Here is a 17,242-nt window from a genome sequence, read left to right as displayed (position 1 = left end):
TGGAGAGAATCATGAGCGTTTCGAACAAAGAGCCCCAAGGGCACGCCAAAGAAACATTGCTGCCGTCCCCCAAGGACATCGACGCGCTGGTGCGTGCCGAACATCACGACCCGTTTTCCATACTCGGCCCTCACGGCGACGGGGCCGGTGGGCAGTTCATCCGTGCCTACCTGCCGGGTGCGTTGAGTGTGCATGTGCTCGCCCGCGACGGTGGTGAAGAATTGGGTGAGCTGCAGCTCACCGAGACCCCCGGTCTGTTCGTCGGTCATTTCGACCGCGCCCAGGCGTATCTGCTGCGCACGCGCTGGGCTGGCGGCGAACAGGTTGCCGAAGACCCCTACAGCTTCGGCGCGTTGCTGGGCGAGATGGACCTTTACCTGTTCGCCGAAGGTAACCATCGCGACCTTGGCTCCTGCCTTGGCGCGCAGTTGACCACGGTCGACGGTGTCGACGGCGTGCGCTTCGCCGTGTGGGCGCCCAATGCGCGGCGGGTTTCGGTTGTCGGCGATTTCAACGTCTGGGACGGACGTCGGCATCCGATGCGCATCCGTTATCCATCCGGTGTTTGGGAGCTGTTCATCCCAAGGCTCGGCGCAGGCGAAGGCTACAAGTATGAAATTCTCGGCGCCCACGGCATCCTGCCGCTCAAGGCTGATCCGGTAGCGCTGGCGACCCGGTTGCCGCCGGACACCGCGTCGAAAGTCGCCGCGCCGTTGACGATCGACTGGCAGGATGATGAGTGGATGCAACAGCGCCAGGAACGACATCTGCCCGGCGCGCCGCTGTCGATCTACGAATTGCATGCCGGTTCCTGGCAGTGTGAAATCGACGAAGCGGGGGAGGTAGCCCGGCAGTACAACTGGCATGAAATGGCCGAGCGCCTGGTGCCTTACGTCAAGGACCTGGGTTTTACCCACATCGAGCTGATGCCGATCATGGAGCACCCGTTTGGCGGCTCATGGGGTTATCAACCGTTGTCGCAGTTTGCGCCAACGGCACGTTTCGGTTCGCCGGACGATTTCGCCGCCTTCGTCAACGCCTGTCACCAGGCCAACATCGGGGTGATTCTCGACTGGGTGCCGGCGCATTTTCCCACCGACACCCACGGCCTGGCCCAGTTCGACGGCACCGCGTTGTACGAGTACGGCAACCCGTTGGAAGGCTTTCACCAGGACTGGGACACCCTGATCTACAACCTCGGGCGCACCGAAGTCCACGGCTTCATGCTGGCTTCGGCGCTGCACTGGTTGAAGCATTTCCACATCGACGGCCTACGGGTGGATGCCGTCGCCTCAATGCTCTATCGCGACTATTCGCGCAAGGCTGGCGAGTGGGTGCCCAACCGTCATGGCGGGCGCGAGAACCTCGAAGCCATCGATTTCCTGCGCCATCTCAATGACGTGGTCGCGCTGGAAGCGCCCGGCGCGCTGGTCATCGCCGAAGAATCCACCGCGTGGCCGGGTGTCAGCCAGAGCACGCAGCAGGGCGGCCTGGGCTTTTCCTACAAATGGAACATGGGCTGGATGCACGATTCGCTGCATTACATCCAGCAGGATCCGATGTACCGCGCGCACCATCACAACGAGTTGAGCTTCGGCCTGGTGTATGCCTGGTCCGAGCGTTTTGTGTTACCGATTTCCCACGATGAAGTGGTCCATGGCAAGCGTTCGTTGATCGACAAGATGCCCGGGGATCGCTGGCAGAAGTTCGCCAACCTGCGCGCCTACCTCAGCTTCATGTGGGGGCATCCGGGCAAGAAGCTGTTGTTCATGGGCTGCGAGTTCGGCCAATGGCGCGAGTGGAACCACGATCAGCAACTGGACTGGTACCTGCTGCAATACGCCGAACACCGTGGCGTCCAGCGCCTGGTCAGCGACCTGAACCGCCTATACCGCGAAGAGCCGGCGCTGCACGATCAGGATGATGCGCCCCAGGGCTTCCAATGGTTGATCGGTGACGATGCGGCTAACAGCGTTTATGCCTGGTTGCGTTGGAGCAAGGAAGGGCGGCCGGTGCTGGTGGTCGCCAACTTCACCCCGGTGCCGCGCGAGGCCTACCGGATCGGCGTGCCGTTCGCCGGGCGCTGGGTGGAACTGCTCAACAGTGATGCCGACACCTATGCCGGTTCCAACTACGGCAACGGCGGTGGCGCCAGCACGGAAGAAGTGGCGAGCCATGGCCAGGCCTTGTCACTGGAACTCAACCTGCCGCCGTTGGCAGTGTTGATCCTGCGCCCGGAAGGGTAATCGTCCTGGGTCCGATCGTCCCCACGCTCCGCGTGGGAACGCATCCTGTGACGCTCTGCATCACGCTTTCGGAACGCGGAGCGTCCCTGGCTGCATTCCCACGCAGAGCGTGAGGAACGATCACCACCTCAGGGTCAACGCACCAGGCATCTGATCGTTCCCACGCTCCGCGTGGGAACGCATCCTGTGACGCTCTGCGTCACGCTTCGGAACGCGGAGCGTCCCTGGCTGCATTCCCCGATCACCCACCTCAGGTTCAGCGCACCAGGCATGGCTGCTTGTTGTTGAACGTCCAGCCCGGAATCAGGAACTGCATCGCCACCGCATCGTCCCGTGCGCCGAGGCCCATGCCTTTGTACAGCTCATGGGCCTTGGCCAACTGATCCGTGTCCAGCTCAATTCCCAATCCCGGTTTTTTCGGCACCTGCACGCAGCCACCCTGGATTTGCAGCGGGGCCTTGGTCAATCGCTGGCCATCCTGCCAGATCCAGTGGGTGTCGATGGCGGTGATGTCGCCCGGCGCGGCGGCGGCCACGTGGGTGAACATTGCCAGGGAAATGTCGAAGTGGTTGTTGGAATGGGAGCCCCAGGTCAGGCCCCATTCATTGCACATCTGCGCCACGCGCACCGAGCCTTGCATGGTCCAGAAGTGCGGATCGGCGAGGGGAATGTCCACCGACTGCAAGGTGATGGCGTGACCCATTTCGCGCCAGTCGGTGGCGATCATGTTGGTCGCGGTCTTGAGGCCCGTCGCGCGGCGGAATTCGGCCATGACTTCACGGCCGGAGTAACCGTTCTCGGCACCGCACGGGTCTTCGGCATAAGCCAGGACCTTGTGTTGGTCGCGGCACAGGCGGATCGCTTCCTTGAGTGACCAGGCGCCGTTCGGGTCCAGGGTGACGCGCGCCTGGGGGAAGCGCTCGGCCAGGGCCGTGACGGCTTCGATTTCTTCGTCGCCCTTGAGTACGCCACCCTTGAGCTTGAAGTCCTGGAAGCCATAGTGCGCATGGGCCGCTTCAGCCAGGCGGACCACGGCGTCGGCGTCCAGGGCCTTTTCATGACGGACGCGGAACCAGTCGTTGTCGGCGTCCGGTTCGCTGCGGTAGGCCAGGTTGGTCTGCTGGCGGTCACCGACATAGAACAGATAACCGAGCATCTTCACTTCATCGCGTTGCTGGCCTTCGCCGAGCAGGGCCGCCACCGGCACATCGAGGTGCTGGCCGAGCAGGTCCAGCAGGGCGGCTTCCAGACCTGTCACCGCGTGGATGGTGATGCGCAGGTCGAAGGTCTGCAAGCCACGGCCGCCGGCGTCGCGGTCGGCGAACGCATGACGCACGGTGTTGAGAATCTTCTGGTAAGTACCGATAGGGCTGCCGACCACAAGCGCGCGGGCATCTTCGAGGGTCTGGCGAATGCGCTCGCCGCCGGGCACTTCGCCCACGCCGGTGTGGCCGGCGTTGTCCTTGAGGATGACGATATTGCGGGTGAAGAACGGGCCGTGAGCGCCACTGAGGTTCAGCAGCATGCCGTCATGACCGGCCACGGGTACGATCTGCATGCTGGTGATGATCGGGGCTTGGCTGGCTTCTTGTGAGTTCATTGTGCTTGTCCTTGAACGAATCGAATGATCAGGCATGGCTCGCGGCCGGGTTGGCCGGCGTCGTTGCCGACTTGGGCTTGGGCGTATTGCGGGCGGCGAAGACGATGATCGCGGCAATGATCGAGGTGGCCGCCAGGCCATAGAGGCCGCCCTGGATCGAACCGGTGTGCTCCTCCAGCAGGCCGAACGTGGTCGGCGCGACGAACCCGCCAAGATTGCCCACGGAGTTGATCAGCGCGATCACCCCGGCGGCGATCCGTGCGTCCAGGTACGCCTGGGGAATCGGCCAGAACAGCGACGAAGCCGACTTGAAGCCCAAGGCCGCGAAGCAGATGGCGACGAAGGCGAAGATTGGTCCGCCGGTGGTGGACATGAACATCCCGGCGGCGGCGATCAACAGCGCGGCGGCCACCCAGGCTTGCTGGAATTTCCATTTGGCCGACAGCGAGGCGAAGGCGTACATGCCGACAATCGACAGCAACCAGGGGATCGAGTTGAACAAACCGACCTGGATGTCGCTGAGGTCACCCATCTTCTTGATGATGCTCGGCAGCCAGAATGTCGCGGCGTAAATCGTCAGTTGGATGAAGAAATAGATCAGGCAAAACAGGATGATCTGGCGATCCTTGAGCAACTTGCCAATGGACAACTTGATCGGCGTGGCGGCTTCGCGGGCCCGTTGTTCATCATCGATGGTTTGCACCAGTGCGTCCTGTTCCTCGCGGCTCAGCCATTTGGCGTCGTGGGGCTTGGAGTCCAGCCAGAACCAGACGAAGACGCACAGGCCGACCGAGAACATCCCTTCGATGAAGTACATCCACTGCCAGCCGTGCAGGCCCAGGCCGTTGATTTGCAGGAGCAACCCCGACAGCGGGCCGGAAATCAGCGACGCAATGGCCGAGCCGCTGAGGAAGATGGCGATGGCCTTGCCGCGTTCAGCGCCTGGCAGCCAACGGGTGAAGTAGTAGATCACCCCGGGGAAGAAACCGGCTTCGGCCACGCCCAGCAGAAAGCGCAGGATGTAGAAGTGGGTTTCGTTCTGGATGAACGCCATGCCGGCGGCCACCAGGCCCCAGGTGAGCATGATGCGGGTCAGCCAGATGCGGGCGCCGATTCGTTGCAACAGGATGTTGGAAGGCACTTCGAACAGCGCGTAACCGATGAAGAACAGGCCGGCGCCAAAGCCGTAGGCGGCCGCGCCGATGCCCAGGTCGTGCTCCATGTGAGCGCGCACGAAACCGATGTTCACCCGGTCGATGTAGTTGACGATAAACATGATGACGAACAGCGGCAGGATGTGGCGCTTGACCTTGGCGATGGCCGAGAGCAGCACGGGATCCGCGCCGGCATCTGCCTGGGGGATGGTTGTGTTCACTGGTTTTTCTCCCACTCGTTATTTTTATGCGGGGCATCGTGCAGGTGCCGATGTTGATAGACATCATACAACTTGATTTTTTTCAATGACAAGATGTTTTTTGATGATGTTTGGATTGGCGTTAGTGCCTTTTTGTGCCGTATTCGTTGGATAGTATGGATCTGGGGAGGCGGGCATGAGGAAGGAACAACCCCGTGGAGGGATCCGTCCAAGGGTTGATGCCCTGATGAATTCCAGCTTTTTTGGTGTGTTGTCATACAAGTTGGGGGCGAGGCGGTGATCACTCCCAAGTCCCACAGATGGTAGGATCAGTCAGCCTGTTTTCGAGGAACCCTGGCGATGCACGACACCGAAGCGCCCCTGCGCAAGCGTACCCACAACCTGGCCCATGACCTGGTGGCGAAGTTGAGCCAGCGCATCTTGCTGGGGCAGTTGAAGCCGGGGGCGAAGTTACCGTCCGAAGGGGCGATCGTGCTGGAGCATGGCGTCAGTCGCACGGTAGTGCGTGAGGCGATTTCCAAGTTGCAGGCCTCGGGGCTGGTGGAAACCCGCCATGGCATCGGCACGTTTGTGCTGGAGCAGACTGGCGAGCCGGGTTTGCGGCTCAATGTCGACACGGCAGCCGGTGTGCGCGGCATATTGGAACTGCGCCTGGGCCTGGAAACCCAGGCAGCCGCCTTGGCCGCCCAACGCCGTAGCGAAGGCCAGCTGCAACAGATGCGCCAGGCGCTGGATGATTACCAGCGGCTGTCCAGCAACAACGACAGCTGCGTCGAAGCCGATCGACGTTTCCATCTGCTGATCGCTGAGGCCACGGACAACACCTGCTTTGTCGAGATCATGCAGCATCTGGGCAGTGCGATGATCCCCAGGACCCGGGTCAATGTGATCGAGCGCGGCCAGGCCGACCTGAGCAAGTGGCGCAATTGGCGAGCCTTGAACACGAAGCAATCTTCAACGCCATCAAACGCCAGGACCCGGACGCCGCCCGCGCGGCCATGTGGCTGCACCTGACCAACAGCCGCGACCGGTTTGGGGTGGGGGCCTGATAGCCCATTGTTGGCTGACCCACCGCTTTCGCGAGCAAGCCCGCTCCCACAGGGAGTGGAGGGGCTTTTTCCAGGCAAAAAAAAACCGGCGCAACCGAGGTGGCGCCGGTGTTGTTGCCAATGGCTGTGAGGATGTTCGTGGGTCCCCGCAGCCACCGTTGAACCCGTTACCGACTACGCCCGTTCCAGCGCCAATGCCACGCCCTGGCCGCCGCCGATGCACAAGGTTGCGAGGCCTTTTTTGGCGTCGCGCTTGATCATTTCGTGCAGCAGCGATACCAGTACCCGGCACCCCGATGCGCCGATGGGGTGGCCCAGGGCGATGGCGCCGCCGTTGACGTTGACCTTGTCCATGTCCCATTCCAGTTCGCGGGCCACGGCCAGCGACTGGGCCGCGAAGGCCTCGTTGGCTTCAATCAGGTCCAGTTGCTCCAGCGACCAGCCGGCTTTGTCCAGGCAGCGGCGGGTGGCCGAGACCGGGCCGATGCCCATGATTGCCGGGTCAACGCCGGCGTTGGCATAGGCGCTGATCTTCGCCAGGACCGGCAAACCCAGGGCCTTGGCTTTTGCCGCACTCATCAGCAGCACCGCCGCAGCGCCGTCATTGAGCGACGAGGCATTGCCGGCGGTGACGCTGCCGTCCTTCTTGAAGGCCGGCTTGAGCTTGCCCAGGGATTCGGCGGTGGTGCCGGCGCGTGGCTGTTCGTCGGTCGCGAACGCCACCGGATCGCCCTTGCGCTGGGGAATCAGGACCGGCGTGATCTCGTCAGCGAACCGACCACCCTCAATCGCGGCGACGGCTTTCTGCTGGGACGCAGCGGCGAAGGCGTCCTGCTCCTCGCGGCTGATGCCGTACTTGTCCACCAGGTTCTCGGCGGTGATACCCATGTGGTAATCGTTGAAGGCATCCCACAAACCGTCGGTGATCATGCTGTCGATCATCTTTGCATGGCCCATGCGCAGGCCGGTGCGGGCGGCCGGCAGCACGTAGGGCGCCAGGCTCATGTTCTCCATGCCACCAGCGATGATGACCTCGGCGTCACCGCAGCGGATCGCCTGGGCACCGAGGTGCAAGGCCTTGAGCCCCGAGCCGCAGACCTTGTTCAGGGTCAGCGCTGGCACTGCGTGGGGCAGGCCGGCGAGGATCGACGCCTGGCGCGCCGGGTTCTGCCCGGAACCTGCGGTCAGCACCTGGCCGAGGATCACTTCGTCCACCTGGTCGCCCGCAAGACCGGTCTGCTCCAACAGCCGACGAATCACCGCCGCACCGAGTTCCGGGGCGGGAATGGAAGCCAGCGCCCCCTGGAAACTGCCGATGGCGGTACGGGTAGCGGCGACAATCACGACTTCTTGCATCGAATCTCTCCTCACTGGGCAGCGAATTGCATTTCAGGGACGTGGTCCGGCACGATCAACTTGCCGGCGGTCTTGGCGACGATTTCCTCGACGCTGACGCCGGGGGCACGTTCTTTCAGAATGAAGGCGCCGTCCTGGATTTCCAGGTAGGCAAGGTCGGTCAGTACGCGCTTGATGCAGCCGGCACCGGTCAGCGGCAGGCTGCAACGGGGCAGCAGTTTCGACTCGCCGTCCTTGGACGCGTGGGTCATGGTGACGATGATGTTCTCGGCGCCAGCCACCAGGTCCATCGCGCCGCCCATGCCCTTGACCAGTTTGCCGGGGATCATCCACGAGGCAATGTTGCCTTCGACGTCCACCTCGAACGCGCCGAGTACGGTCAGGTCGATGTGGCCGCCGCGGATCATCGCAAACGATTCGGCCGAAGAGAAGATCGACGCGCCGATGCGGGCCGTGACGGTCTGCTTGCCGGCGTTGATCATGTCGGCATCGACTTCGGCTTCAGTGGGGAACGCGCCCATGCCGAGCAGGCCGTTTTCCGATTGCAGCATGACTTCCATGCCTTCGGGGATGTAGTTGGCGACCAGGGTGGGAATGCCGATGCCCAGGTTCACGTAGAAGCCGTCCTGCATTTCGCGGGCGACGCGTTGAGCCATTTGTTCGCGGGAAAGTGCCATGGTGTTATTCCTTCATTCGGGCCGGGGGCAGGGGATCACTTACGCACGGTGCGCTGTTCGATGCGCTTTTCGAACGTGCCGCAAATGACCCGGTCGACGTAGATGCCGGGGGTATGGATCTGCGTCGGGTCCAGCTCGCCGGGTTCGACGATTTCCTCGACTTCCACCACGGTGATCCTGCCAGCCGTGGCGGCCAGCGGATTGAAGTTCTGCGCGGTGTGGCGGTAGACCACGTTGCCGAAATGGTCGGCTTTCCAGCCTTTGACAATGGCGAAGTCGCCGGTGATGGATTCTTCCATCAGGTAGGGGCGGCCATGGAATTCACGCACTTCCTTGCCTTCGGCCACGGGCGTGCCGACGCCGGTGGCGGTGAAGAAGGCCGGGATACCTGCGCCACCGGCGCGCATCTTTTCGGCGAGAGTGCCTTGGGGGGTGAGTTGGACTTCGATTTCGCCGCTGAGCAGTTGCTGCTCGAACAGGGCGTTTTCGCCTACGTAGGAGGCAATCACCTTGCGGATCTGCCGGTCTTCCAGCAGCACACCGAGGCCGAAACCGTCGACGCCGCAGTTGTTGGAGACCACGGTGAGGTCGCGGATGCCCTTGCGCTTGATCTCGGCGATCAGGTTTTCCGGGATCCCGCAGAGGCCGAAGCCGCCGGCAATAACGGTCATGCCGTCCTTCAAGCCTTCCAGCGCTTGCTCATAGGAGCTCACGCGTTTGTCGAAACCTGCCATAGACACCTCTTTTATTCTTGATGGGGTCGCAATGAACTGCAGTGTTGCGCCAAGTCATATATTTGTTAAGTTGATTTTTAGCTTGGATTGATTGATAAATCTCAACAATCGCCGCCCACCTCTCGCGGCTCGAAACTTGCCGCTCACCGCTGGGAGCATAGCGACCATGACCCTCAAGCAGATCCGCGCCTTCCTCGCCGTGGCCCAGAGCCTGAGCTTCGCCGTGGCATGCGAGCGCTTGCACCTATCTCAGTCAGCCCTGAGCCTGACGATCAAGGCCTTGGAAGAGGGCCTGGGCGGGCGCCTGTTCAGCCGCACTACCCGCAACGTCGCATTGACCCCCGAAGGTGAATCCCTGGTGCCGCTGGCGCGACGGCTGATTGCCGACTGGGACAATGCCGAGGATGAAATGCGTCAGCGCTTCACCTTGCAGCGTGGCCGGGTGACGCTGGCAGCGATGCCATCGTTTGCCGGTAATCTGCTGCCGCCGATACTCAAGACCTTCCGCGCCCGCTACCCGAATGTCAACGTCACGGTCAACGACGTGATCAATGAACAGGTGCTGGAAATGGTGCGTGATCGTCATGTCGAATTGGGCGTGGCGTTCGAGCCGTTGCAGGGGACGTCACTGACCTTCACACCGTTGTACCTCGACCGCTTCGTCGCGGTGGTGCCGCAGGACTCACCCTTGGCCCAACGCCGCGAAGTCGATTGGAAAACCTTGCTCGGCCAGCCGTTCATCACGTTGCAACGGCCATCCACCGTCCGGGTAATGCTGGAAGAGCACTTGCAGGCCCGGGGCATGAAACTGCCCGTGGAGTTCGAGAGTCATCAACTGGCGACGGTCGGGCGGATGGTCGCCAGTGGCCTGGGGGTGAGCGCGGTGCCGGCGTTGTGTGTCGGCCAGATGCACGAACTGGGCGCCCGCTGCATCACCTTGAGCGACCCGGTGATCGAGCGGTCCATCGGCGTGCTGACCAAGCCGGGGTATGAACTGTCGGCGGCGGCGCAGGCGTTGTTCGATACGTTCAAGGAACAGGAGCTGGGCGCACGGTAACCACAAATCCCCCTTGTGGGAGCGGGCTTGCCCGCGAAGACGTCGTGTCAGTCGACGTCAATGCTGGCTGAACCACCGCCTTCGCGAGCATGCCCCCACAGGGATTGGTGTGGATTAGAACGGGTACTGCCCCAACAACGGCAACAACACCTCGCAGGGTTCTTGCAGTTTCAGATCGAGCAACTCATCGGCCCGGGTCTTGCCCCGGTTGATCGCCACCAGCGGTTTGCCTTGGTCCTTGATGGCGCGGCACAGGCGAAACGCCGAGTAGGCCATCAGTGACGAGCCCACCACCAGCAAGCCGTCCGCTGCCTCGACCGCCTGCGTCGCGCGGGCTGCGGTGACGGCGGCAACGTTTTCGCCGAAAAAGACCACGTCGGGTTTCAATCGGTCGCCATTGCAATGGGGGCAGTGGGGCACCTGGAAGCGGGCCTCGAAGGCCGGGTCCAACAGCGTATCGCCGTCGGGCGCCTGCACGGCGTCGACGCCCGCCAGGTACGGGTTTCCAGCTTCCATCTGCCATTGAATCTGCTGCCGGTCGCAACGCTGACCGCAGTCCAGGCACAGCACGCGGTGCAGGCTGCCGTGGAGTTCGATGACGTCCCGGCTGCCGGCCTGATCATGCAGTGTGTCGACGTTCTGGGTGATCAGCGCCGTGATGCGCTGTTGCGCCTGCAACTCGGCCAAGGCTTCGTGGGCCACGTTCGGCCTGGCCTGCCGCACCCGTGGCCAGCCGAGCATCGCCCGTGCCCAGTAGCGCCGTCGCGCCTCGGGCTTGGCGAGAAACTCCTGGTACATCATCGGCTGCCGGCCTCGTCGCACCCCCTCGCTGTCGCGGTAGTCGGGAATGCCTGACGGCGTGCTGATGCCCGCACCGGTGAGCACGAGGAAACGCCGTCCCGTCATGTACGCCAGCAACAGGTCAAGGGATTCACGGTAACAGTCGTCGGGCATGGGTCTTTCTCCGCTGGCCTGGAGCGTTGAGGTTAGCATCCGGATTGAGCGAAGAAACGGCCGCAGTGCCTTTCGTCGCCCTGTGTGAGGGTTTGGTCAAACTTTACCCGCGCCCGCGACCTCCACTCCTATGTGCGCTACTTCACAACACTCGCCGCAAACTGTGGCGATCCAGGGTAAGGAGAAAACGATGGCAACGCCTAAAGAGAACCTGCTGGACTGGCTTAACGATGCCCACGCCATGGAGCAGCAAGCAGAGAAGATGCTCAAGGCCCAGGCCGAACGCCTGGAGCATTATCCGGTGCTCAAGGCACGGATCGAGGAGCACCTTCAGGAAACCCTCGGCCAACAGAAGCTGGTGGAAGGCTGCATCCAACGCCTGGGGGGCAGCACCTCGATGCTCAAGGACATGGCCGCCAAGCTCATGGCCTTCGGTCAGGCGGTGGGCGGCATGACCATGAGCGATGAAGTGGTCAAGGGCGCCATGAGCGGCTACGTGTTCGAGAACCTTGAAATTGCTTCCTACACGGTGTTGATCGAAGCGGCAAAAGTGGCCGGTGATGTGGAAACACAGCGGGCCTGCGAACAGATCCTGCCGCAGGAGATCGCCATGGCCGATTGGTTGCGCGAGCACCTTCCGCAGATCACCCAGGCGTTCCTCGAGCGTTCGGAGAACCCGCATACCGAAGCCAAACGCTGAACATCGGCATTTCGGCCCATCACGACGGGAGAAAAAGACATGAGTGAATTGAAGTGCGGTTGCCCCGATTGTCATTGCGACGTCGATCCGCAGCGGGTGTTCAATCATGACGGTGACGCCTACTGCAGCCAGGCGTGTGCCGAGCAACACCCAAACGGTGAGTCTTGCCCGGCCTCCGGTTGCCATTGCGAGCGCAGTGGCAAAGTCGGTGACCGGAGCATCACCAACAATCAGCTGGACGGTGCGCTGGAGGAAACCTTTCCGGCGAGTGATCCCATTTCTCCCTGAACATGCCCGCATTCTAGATCCGGGTGACGGCAACAGGTGACCCGGACACCGCAAGCCGGTCAGTGCGGTGGTGCAGGATAACGCCGGCAGCCCGCGAGTTTTGGCTTCCTGGAACGGCGCGAGGCTTAGGCGACGAGACCGGTGCAATGGGGTGCCGGCGCCGCCGGGCCTTTGGCGGACGGCGTGGAAAGACACGCACTGTTTTTAGGGCGGGTGATGGAACTTTCGGTGTTGAATGTTCATTGCTACGTTGAATTTGTTTATCGTCCGCCGCTTGGTTGATCGTTCATTTTTATATGAACCCGGTTTCATATTTTAAATAATAGGAGGGTATTGACCGTTCGTCGCCGCTGGCGGTTTTTATTAAAACCTTTACGGCGTGGAATTTTCCGAATAGTACGAGCCAAGTGGGCTCGTTACGTAACTAACGAGGTGAATGAAATGGCTAACACAGGTAATAACAACCCTGGCAATTTCGCTAACGATCGTGACAAGGCATCGGAAGCCGGCAAGAAAGGCGGCCAAGCGTCAGGTGGCAATTTCGCCAATGATCCAGAACGCGCCTCCGAGGCCGGCCGCAAAGGCGGGCAGGCGTCTGGTGGCAACTTTGCCAACGACCCGGAACGCGCATCCGAGGCCGGTCGTAAAGGCGGTCAAGCCTCAGGGGGCAACTTCGCCAATGACCGGGAGAAGGCTTCCGAGGCGGGTAAGAAAGGCGGCGAAAACAGCCGTGGCGGTGGTCGGAATTCGTAAGCTCCGCTGACGTGACAGGCCCTGTGCCCTGGCACGGGGCCTGTACCGGTCAATGACTGCGCCGTGAGGGTTGCAACAAGACAATCGCTTCAATTGATTTAATTACTGCCACTTGAGCAGACTGCTTGAATGGCCGTTCGTCTTGTTTGTTGAATAAAAAACAAATTTTATTCATTTGGTTTTTTCAGAGACTTATATGGACTGCTGTTCGGCAGTGCCGTCAAGTTTTGTGCTTGATCGAGGAGTTCAATCATGTTTCTACATAACAAACGATTGCAGTACACCGTGCGTGTTGCTGAACCTAATCCAGGGCTTGCCAACCTGCTGCTTGAACAATTCGGCGGTGCCCAGGGTGAATTGGCAGCGGCCTCGCGCTATTTCACCCAAGCGTTGTCCGAGGATGATCCAGGCCGCAAGGACCTGCTGATGGACATCGCCACCGAAGAGCTCAGCCACCTGGAGGTAATCGGTTCGATCATCGTGATGCTGAACAAAGGCGCCAAGGGCCAGATGGCCGAGGGCGTGGAGAAGGAAGGCCAGCTGTATCGGGACATCAACGGCGCCGGTAACGACTCCCACATCACCAGCCTGCTGTACGGCGCCGGTTCACCGCTGACCAACTCGGCCGGGGTGCCGTGGACCGCTGCGTATATCGACACCATTGGCGAGCCGACCGCGGACATGCGCTCCAACATCGCGGCCGAGGCCCGGGCGAAAATTGTCTACGAGCGACTGATGAACGTTACCGACGATCCAGGCGTCAAAGAAGCGCTGGGCTTTTTGATGACCCGCGAAATTGCTCACCAGATGTCGTTCGAAAAGGCCCTGCATTCCATCCAGCCGAATTTCCCACAAGGGAAGCTGCCGGGCATGCCCGAGTTCACCAATGTGTACTTCAATATGTCCCAGGGCGAACCCAGCGTGCGCGGACCATGGAACCAGGGTGACGAATGGGAGTTTGTCGAGAACCCGACGCCGGCAGTGGATGGCGGCGACGGTACGGCCAGCGTGCAGTTGAGCAAAAAGGACGAAGCGTTGCTGATGGACATGAAGGCGCGGACGATGTCCAACCCGGAAAGCGACCCCACCACGGGCGCGGACTTGGGTTCGGGACTGCAAGCTGACAAGCTGTAAAAAACTGGCGAGGGGGCAGGGCTCCCTCACCTGAAAAATTACACCGGATCGCTCCCGCTATTGTGCGAGCGGTCCGGTATGGCGTGGCTAAGACCAGTAAGGACATTCGATGGACCAGCCCACCTCGCGGATCCGCTCACCCTGGCGCACCTGGCTGGACCCGCTGCAAAACAACCTGTTGCTCGGGGTGAGTTTCTGGCTGGCGCTGGCAGTCGTCACTGCGCTATTGCTCTACAGCGGCTACAACGCCTTGGTCGGCGCGAATCGCCAGAACCTCGGCTACGCGGTGTTGGGTGGTACCTCCGGTTTCGCCGCCACCGCCTTGGGCGCCGTGATGGCCGTGGTGATGCGGGACATCTCCTCACGCACCCAGGACATCATGCTGGGGTTTGCCGCGGGCATGATGCTTGCCGCCAGTTCGTTCTCATTGATCCTGCCGGGCATCGCGGCTGCCCAGGTCATTTGTGGCAATCAGCTGCTTGCCGCGTTTGTCGTGGTGATCGGGCTGGGGCTGGGGGTCGCGCTGATGGTCGGTCTCGACCGGTTCGTGCCCCACGAGCATGAGTTGAGCGGCCGACGGGGGCCCCAGGCCGAGCGCATCAACCGCGTCTGGCTGTTCGTGCTTGCGATCACGCTGCACAACCTGCCGGAAGGCATGGCCATCGGCGTCAGTTTTGCCGACGGTGATTTCAAGGTCGGCCTGCCTTTGACCACCGCCATCGCCATCCAGGACATCCCCGAAGGCCTGGCCATTGCCATGGCGCTGCGGGTGACCGGCATCAGTACCTTGCGTGCCGCCTTAATAGCGGTGGGCTCGGGGCTGATGGAGCCGCTGGGCTCGGTGATCGGCCTGGGCATATCGTCCGGTGTGGCCGTCGCGTACCCCATCAGCCTGGGGCTGGCGGCGGGGGCGATGATCTTCGTGGTGTCCCATGAGGTGATTCCCGAGACTCACCGCAACGGTCATGAAACCCCGGCCACCCTGGGCCTGATGATGGGGTTTGCGGTGATGATGTTTCTCGATACGGCGTTGGGCTGAGGCGCTCGAGGGCCGTTTATCAACCGTGGCGAGGGAACAAACTCCCTCGCCACGCACAGCATGGAAAATCGGGCCTGGCGGATGCGCCTGCGCCCGTTTTTTTGCCTGCGCGAACCTGCAAGCGGCGACCGCTACCGCACAGCGCGCAATGCCAAAAACCGTTGGAACTACCCTCCGTCGCACCCCGTCACTTGTACTGAAAGGCACGTAATCGGGCATCACTTCAGTGGTCGCCACGATTTGAGTTTTCATTACACAGGCGTGGAAAGACATGACTATCCCGGACAGCAACCCCGAACGACAAAGCGGCACTTCGGGCCACACCCGGCCCGAGGATCACCTGAACCACATCAAGGAGGACGTCAACGAGGCCATCGGCAGCGCTCGCGAACAGGCCGATGCACATTTCGGCCAGTACCGTGACACAGCGGCGGATCAGATCGATGCACTGGCTCGCGGCGCCAAGTCAGCCATGTCGGAGATCGAGGCCAACGACACCCTTGGCTTGTCCCATTACCTGGCGGACATGGCGGATTCGATGAGCGGTTTGGCTGGCAAGCTGCGCAACATGAGCGCCGAGCAGATGCTCCACGACGGTACCCGATTGGCGCGGGAAAACCCTGGCCTGTTCCTGGCTGGCAGCGTGGCGGTGGGTTTCGGTCTCTCGCGTTTCCTGAAAGCCGGCAGCTCCCCGGTCGCCGCCGACGTCGAGGATCCGGCGGCCGGCCATTCGAATCCGCCGCACGGAGGCTTCGCTGGTCGTGAACCCTTCGACGCGCCCGCCGATCCCATCGGCCCGGGCGCCAGTACCGCCAGCGGCCTGGCCACTGGTATTACGCCGGCATCGCCCAGCGTGCAGGACCACCCCAGTGACGCCGCCAGCGGCTCGCTGCCCGGCTCGGCCAACCCCAGAGGAGAATTGTAATGAACCGACAAGACACGGATTTTCAGCGCCCCCACGCAGCGCCGCTGCCCGATAACGATGCTTCGGTGGTGGGCTTGCTGAAACAGCTGACCCACGAAGTCCCGTCGCTGTTTACCAAGGAACTGGCGTTGGCCAAGGCCGAACTGCAGGCCAGCCTCGCCACCCTGAAGGCAGGCATTGCCGCCGTGGCCGGTGGCGCGATCGTCCTGCTGGCCGGTTTCATCATTCTGTTGATGGCGGTGGTCTACGGCCTCAGCACGGTAATGCAGCCTTGGCTGGCCGCGCTGATTGTTGGTGTCGTGGTCATGATCATCGGGTTTGTCATGGTGCAATCGGGCAAGAAGCAATTCGAACCGTCGCACTTCAAGCCTGACCGTACGCTCGATGCGCTGAACAAAGACCAGGAAGCCCTGCGGAGGAAAGTCTCATGAAGGATGAATTCGCTACTGAAGCCCAGAAGAGTCCGGAAACCATCGAACGCGAGATCGACGCGCAGCGGGCGCATATCAGCCACATCGTCGACGCCTTGGGCAGCAAGTTCACCCCGGGGCAAATGCTCGATCAGGCGTTGACGATTGCCAAGGGCAATGGCTCGGCGTTTTTCACCAACCTGGGCACCAGCGTGCGCAACAACCCGGTGCCGGCGGTGCTGACCACGGTGGGTTTGTGCTGGCTGATGCTCGGCCAGAATCGTCCGCCGCAGGTCGGTTATCGGGTCGGGCCCGACCAGGATTCCGGCGGCTGGAGCGAAGGCCTCAGCGATGGCCTGAACAGTGCCAAGGAGCGCTTGCACGGCACCACTGATTCGCTGCGCGAGGGCTTCAACCACCTCAAGGACAAGGCGTCGCACCTGGCTGACGACCTCGGCTCCAGCGCTCATCAGGCCAAGCGCAGCGCGCACCAGGCGGGCGAACGCATGGCCCATGGCAGCCACGACCTGGGGGACCAGTTCAGCCGCCTGCTCAAGGAGCAGCCGTTGATGATGGCCGCCGCAGGTATCGCCTTGGGTGCGATGCTCGGTGCGGCATTGCCCACGTCCTCCACCGAGCAGCGGGTGATGGGCAAGACCAGCGCCGACCTGGCCGACAAGGTCAAGCAAACCGCGAAGGAGGGCTACGCCACAATGCGCGATACGGTGAGCAAGACCACCGAGCATCGCGATGAGACATCGCCGCGCGCCCAGGCGCCGTCCGGTACGGACTTGTCGAGTGGGCTTGGGACTTCGTAGACCGGCGAATCATCGGTCACCCAAGACCCTGTGGGAGCGAGCCTGCTCGCGATAGCGGAGGGTCAGTCGATACAGCGTTGACTGATCCACTGCTATCGCGAGCAGGCTCGCTCCCACACTTTTGGAT

The 17,242-nt window shown here is 62.0% G+C and carries 16 protein-coding genes and 1 pseudogene; 11 read left to right on the top strand and 6 right to left on the bottom strand.

Annotated elements, in window-relative coordinates; translation table 11 throughout:
- Positions 1–11 precede the first annotated feature (11 nt).
- On the top strand, positions 12–2,246 hold the full coding sequence (gene glgB / locus J7E36_RS09345; RefSeq protein ID WP_215002113.1) for a 1,4-alpha-glucan branching protein GlgB: 2,235 nt from the start codon (positions 12–14) through the stop codon (positions 2,244–2,246).
- Between the two features lie 256 nt (positions 2,247–2,502).
- Here the strand turns inward: glgB and gudD are convergent, their stop codons facing one another.
- Positions 2,503–3,846, bottom strand: coding sequence for a glucarate dehydratase (gene gudD / locus J7E36_RS09340; RefSeq protein WP_215002111.1), 1,344 nt, complete (start codon positions 3,844–3,846; stop codon positions 2,503–2,505).
- Positions 3,847–3,874: 28 nt separating this feature from the next.
- Positions 3,875–5,179, bottom strand: a complete 1,305-nt coding sequence (locus J7E36_RS09335) for an MFS transporter (RefSeq protein WP_435304165.1) — start codon at positions 5,177–5,179, stop codon at positions 3,875–3,877.
- Positions 5,180–5,560: 381 nt separating this feature from the next.
- Between J7E36_RS09335 and J7E36_RS09330 the strand changes: the two are divergent.
- A pseudogene (locus tag J7E36_RS09330) lies at positions 5,561–6,270 on the top strand (FadR/GntR family transcriptional regulator).
- Positions 6,271–6,444: 174 nt separating this feature from the next.
- Here the strand turns inward: J7E36_RS09330 and J7E36_RS09325 are convergent.
- From J7E36_RS09325 to J7E36_RS09315, 3 genes are read right to left on the bottom strand one after another with little or no spacing between them, the layout of a single operon-like run.
- The gene (locus tag J7E36_RS09325; protein ID WP_215002106.1) at positions 6,445–7,626 is read right to left on the bottom strand and encodes an acetyl-CoA C-acetyltransferase; all 1,182 of its coding nucleotides are present in this window, start codon (positions 7,624–7,626) and stop codon (positions 6,445–6,447) included.
- A gap of 11 nt (positions 7,627–7,637) precedes the next feature.
- Positions 7,638–8,303 carry a CoA transferase subunit B gene (locus J7E36_RS09320; RefSeq protein WP_215002104.1) on the bottom strand — a complete coding sequence of 222 codons (666 nt, stop codon included), beginning with the start codon at positions 8,301–8,303 and terminating at the stop codon, positions 7,638–7,640.
- Between the two features lie 35 nt (positions 8,304–8,338).
- Entirely contained in the window at positions 8,339–9,037 is a 699-nt protein-coding gene (locus tag J7E36_RS09315; protein ID WP_215002102.1) for a CoA transferase subunit A, read from the bottom strand.
- A gap of 166 nt (positions 9,038–9,203) precedes the next feature.
- Here J7E36_RS09315 and J7E36_RS09310 point away from each other — a divergent pair, with 166 nt between their 5' ends.
- Positions 9,204–10,094: a LysR family transcriptional regulator gene (locus J7E36_RS09310; protein ID WP_215002100.1), complete on the top strand. Its 891-nt coding sequence runs from the start codon at positions 9,204–9,206 to the stop codon at positions 10,092–10,094.
- A gap of 114 nt (positions 10,095–10,208) precedes the next feature.
- Here the strand turns inward: J7E36_RS09310 and J7E36_RS09305 are convergent, their stop codons facing one another.
- Positions 10,209–11,048, bottom strand: a complete 840-nt coding sequence (locus J7E36_RS09305) for an NAD-dependent protein deacetylase (protein WP_215002097.1) — start codon at positions 11,046–11,048, stop codon at positions 10,209–10,211.
- A gap of 190 nt (positions 11,049–11,238) precedes the next feature.
- On the opposite strand from J7E36_RS09305, the gene J7E36_RS09300 reads away from it, so the two are divergent.
- The 8 genes from J7E36_RS09300 (at position 11,239) to J7E36_RS09265 (ending at position 17,115) form a co-directional block, all read left to right on the top strand.
- A complete protein-coding gene (locus J7E36_RS09300) occupies positions 11,239–11,748 on the top strand; it encodes a ferritin-like domain-containing protein (RefSeq protein WP_215002096.1) in 510 nt (169 codons plus the stop codon).
- Positions 11,749–11,787: 39 nt separating this feature from the next.
- Positions 11,788–12,036, top strand: coding sequence for a metallothionein (locus J7E36_RS09295; RefSeq protein WP_215002094.1), 249 nt, complete (start codon positions 11,788–11,790; stop codon positions 12,034–12,036).
- Between the two features lie 441 nt (positions 12,037–12,477).
- Positions 12,478–12,789, top strand: a complete 312-nt coding sequence (locus J7E36_RS09290) for a general stress protein (protein WP_215002134.1) — start codon at positions 12,478–12,480, stop codon at positions 12,787–12,789.
- A 252-nt stretch (positions 12,790–13,041) separates the two neighbouring features.
- Positions 13,042–13,923, top strand: coding sequence for a manganese catalase family protein (locus J7E36_RS09285; RefSeq protein ID WP_215002092.1), 882 nt, complete (start codon positions 13,042–13,044; stop codon positions 13,921–13,923).
- Between the two features lie 109 nt (positions 13,924–14,032).
- Entirely contained in the window at positions 14,033–14,962 is a 930-nt protein-coding gene (locus J7E36_RS09280) for a ZIP family metal transporter (RefSeq protein WP_215002090.1), read from the top strand.
- A gap of 271 nt (positions 14,963–15,233) precedes the next feature.
- On the top strand, positions 15,234–15,887 hold the full coding sequence (locus J7E36_RS09275) for a hypothetical protein (RefSeq protein ID WP_215002088.1): 654 nt from the start codon (positions 15,234–15,236) through the stop codon (positions 15,885–15,887).
- Positions 15,887–16,318 carry a phage holin family protein gene (locus J7E36_RS09270; RefSeq protein ID WP_215002086.1) on the top strand — a complete coding sequence of 144 codons (432 nt, stop codon included), beginning with the start codon at positions 15,887–15,889 and terminating at the stop codon, positions 16,316–16,318. The genes J7E36_RS09275 and J7E36_RS09270 overlap by 1 nt, the downstream gene beginning before the upstream one ends.
- Positions 16,315–17,115 (top strand): DUF3618 domain-containing protein, encoded by an 801-nt coding sequence (locus tag J7E36_RS09265; RefSeq protein WP_215002084.1) that lies wholly within the window; start codon positions 16,315–16,317, stop codon positions 17,113–17,115. Before J7E36_RS09270 ends, J7E36_RS09265 begins: the two co-directional genes overlap by 4 nt.
- The last annotated feature ends 127 nt before the right edge of the window (positions 17,116–17,242 follow it).

Source organism: Pseudomonas fluorescens, assembly GCF_018614775.1.
Taxonomy (GTDB): Bacteria; Pseudomonadota; Gammaproteobacteria; order Pseudomonadales; family Pseudomonadaceae; genus Aquipseudomonas; species Aquipseudomonas fluorescens_BY.
Note: the sequence above shows the minus strand (reverse complement) of the source record. Positions and strands in the feature narration are given on the sequence as shown.

What these genes read in the sequence shown, in the direction of transcription:
- glgB (WP_215002113.1), top strand. Translation starts at nt 12, where the DNA reads ATGAGCGTTTCGAACAAAGAGCCCCAAGGGCACGCCAAAGAAACATTG.
- gudD (WP_215002111.1), bottom strand. Translation starts at nt 3,846, where the DNA reads ATGAACTCACAAGAAGCCAGCCAAGCCCCGATCATCACCAGCATGCAG.
- J7E36_RS09325 (WP_215002106.1), bottom strand. Translation starts at nt 7,626, where the DNA reads ATGCAAGAAGTCGTGATTGTCGCCGCTACCCGTACCGCCATCGGCAGT.
- J7E36_RS09320 (WP_215002104.1), bottom strand. Translation starts at nt 8,303, where the DNA reads ATGGCACTTTCCCGCGAACAAATGGCTCAACGCGTCGCCCGCGAAATG.
- J7E36_RS09315 (WP_215002102.1), bottom strand. Translation starts at nt 9,037, where the DNA reads ATGGCAGGTTTCGACAAACGCGTGAGCTCCTATGAGCAAGCGCTGGAA.
- J7E36_RS09310 (WP_215002100.1), top strand. Translation starts at nt 9,204, where the DNA reads ATGACCCTCAAGCAGATCCGCGCCTTCCTCGCCGTGGCCCAGAGCCTG.
- J7E36_RS09305 (WP_215002097.1), bottom strand. Translation starts at nt 11,048, where the DNA reads ATGCCCGACGACTGTTACCGTGAATCCCTTGACCTGTTGCTGGCGTAC.
- J7E36_RS09300 (WP_215002096.1), top strand. Translation starts at nt 11,239, where the DNA reads ATGGCAACGCCTAAAGAGAACCTGCTGGACTGGCTTAACGATGCCCAC.
- J7E36_RS09295 (WP_215002094.1), top strand. Translation starts at nt 11,788, where the DNA reads ATGAGTGAATTGAAGTGCGGTTGCCCCGATTGTCATTGCGACGTCGAT.
- J7E36_RS09290 (WP_215002134.1), top strand. Translation starts at nt 12,478, where the DNA reads ATGGCTAACACAGGTAATAACAACCCTGGCAATTTCGCTAACGATCGT.
- J7E36_RS09285 (WP_215002092.1), top strand. Translation starts at nt 13,042, where the DNA reads ATGTTTCTACATAACAAACGATTGCAGTACACCGTGCGTGTTGCTGAA.
- J7E36_RS09280 (WP_215002090.1), top strand. Translation starts at nt 14,033, where the DNA reads ATGGACCAGCCCACCTCGCGGATCCGCTCACCCTGGCGCACCTGGCTG.
- J7E36_RS09275 (WP_215002088.1), top strand. Translation starts at nt 15,234, where the DNA reads ATGACTATCCCGGACAGCAACCCCGAACGACAAAGCGGCACTTCGGGC.
- J7E36_RS09270 (WP_215002086.1), top strand. Translation starts at nt 15,887, where the DNA reads ATGAACCGACAAGACACGGATTTTCAGCGCCCCCACGCAGCGCCGCTG.
- J7E36_RS09265 (WP_215002084.1), top strand. Translation starts at nt 16,315, where the DNA reads ATGAAGGATGAATTCGCTACTGAAGCCCAGAAGAGTCCGGAAACCATC.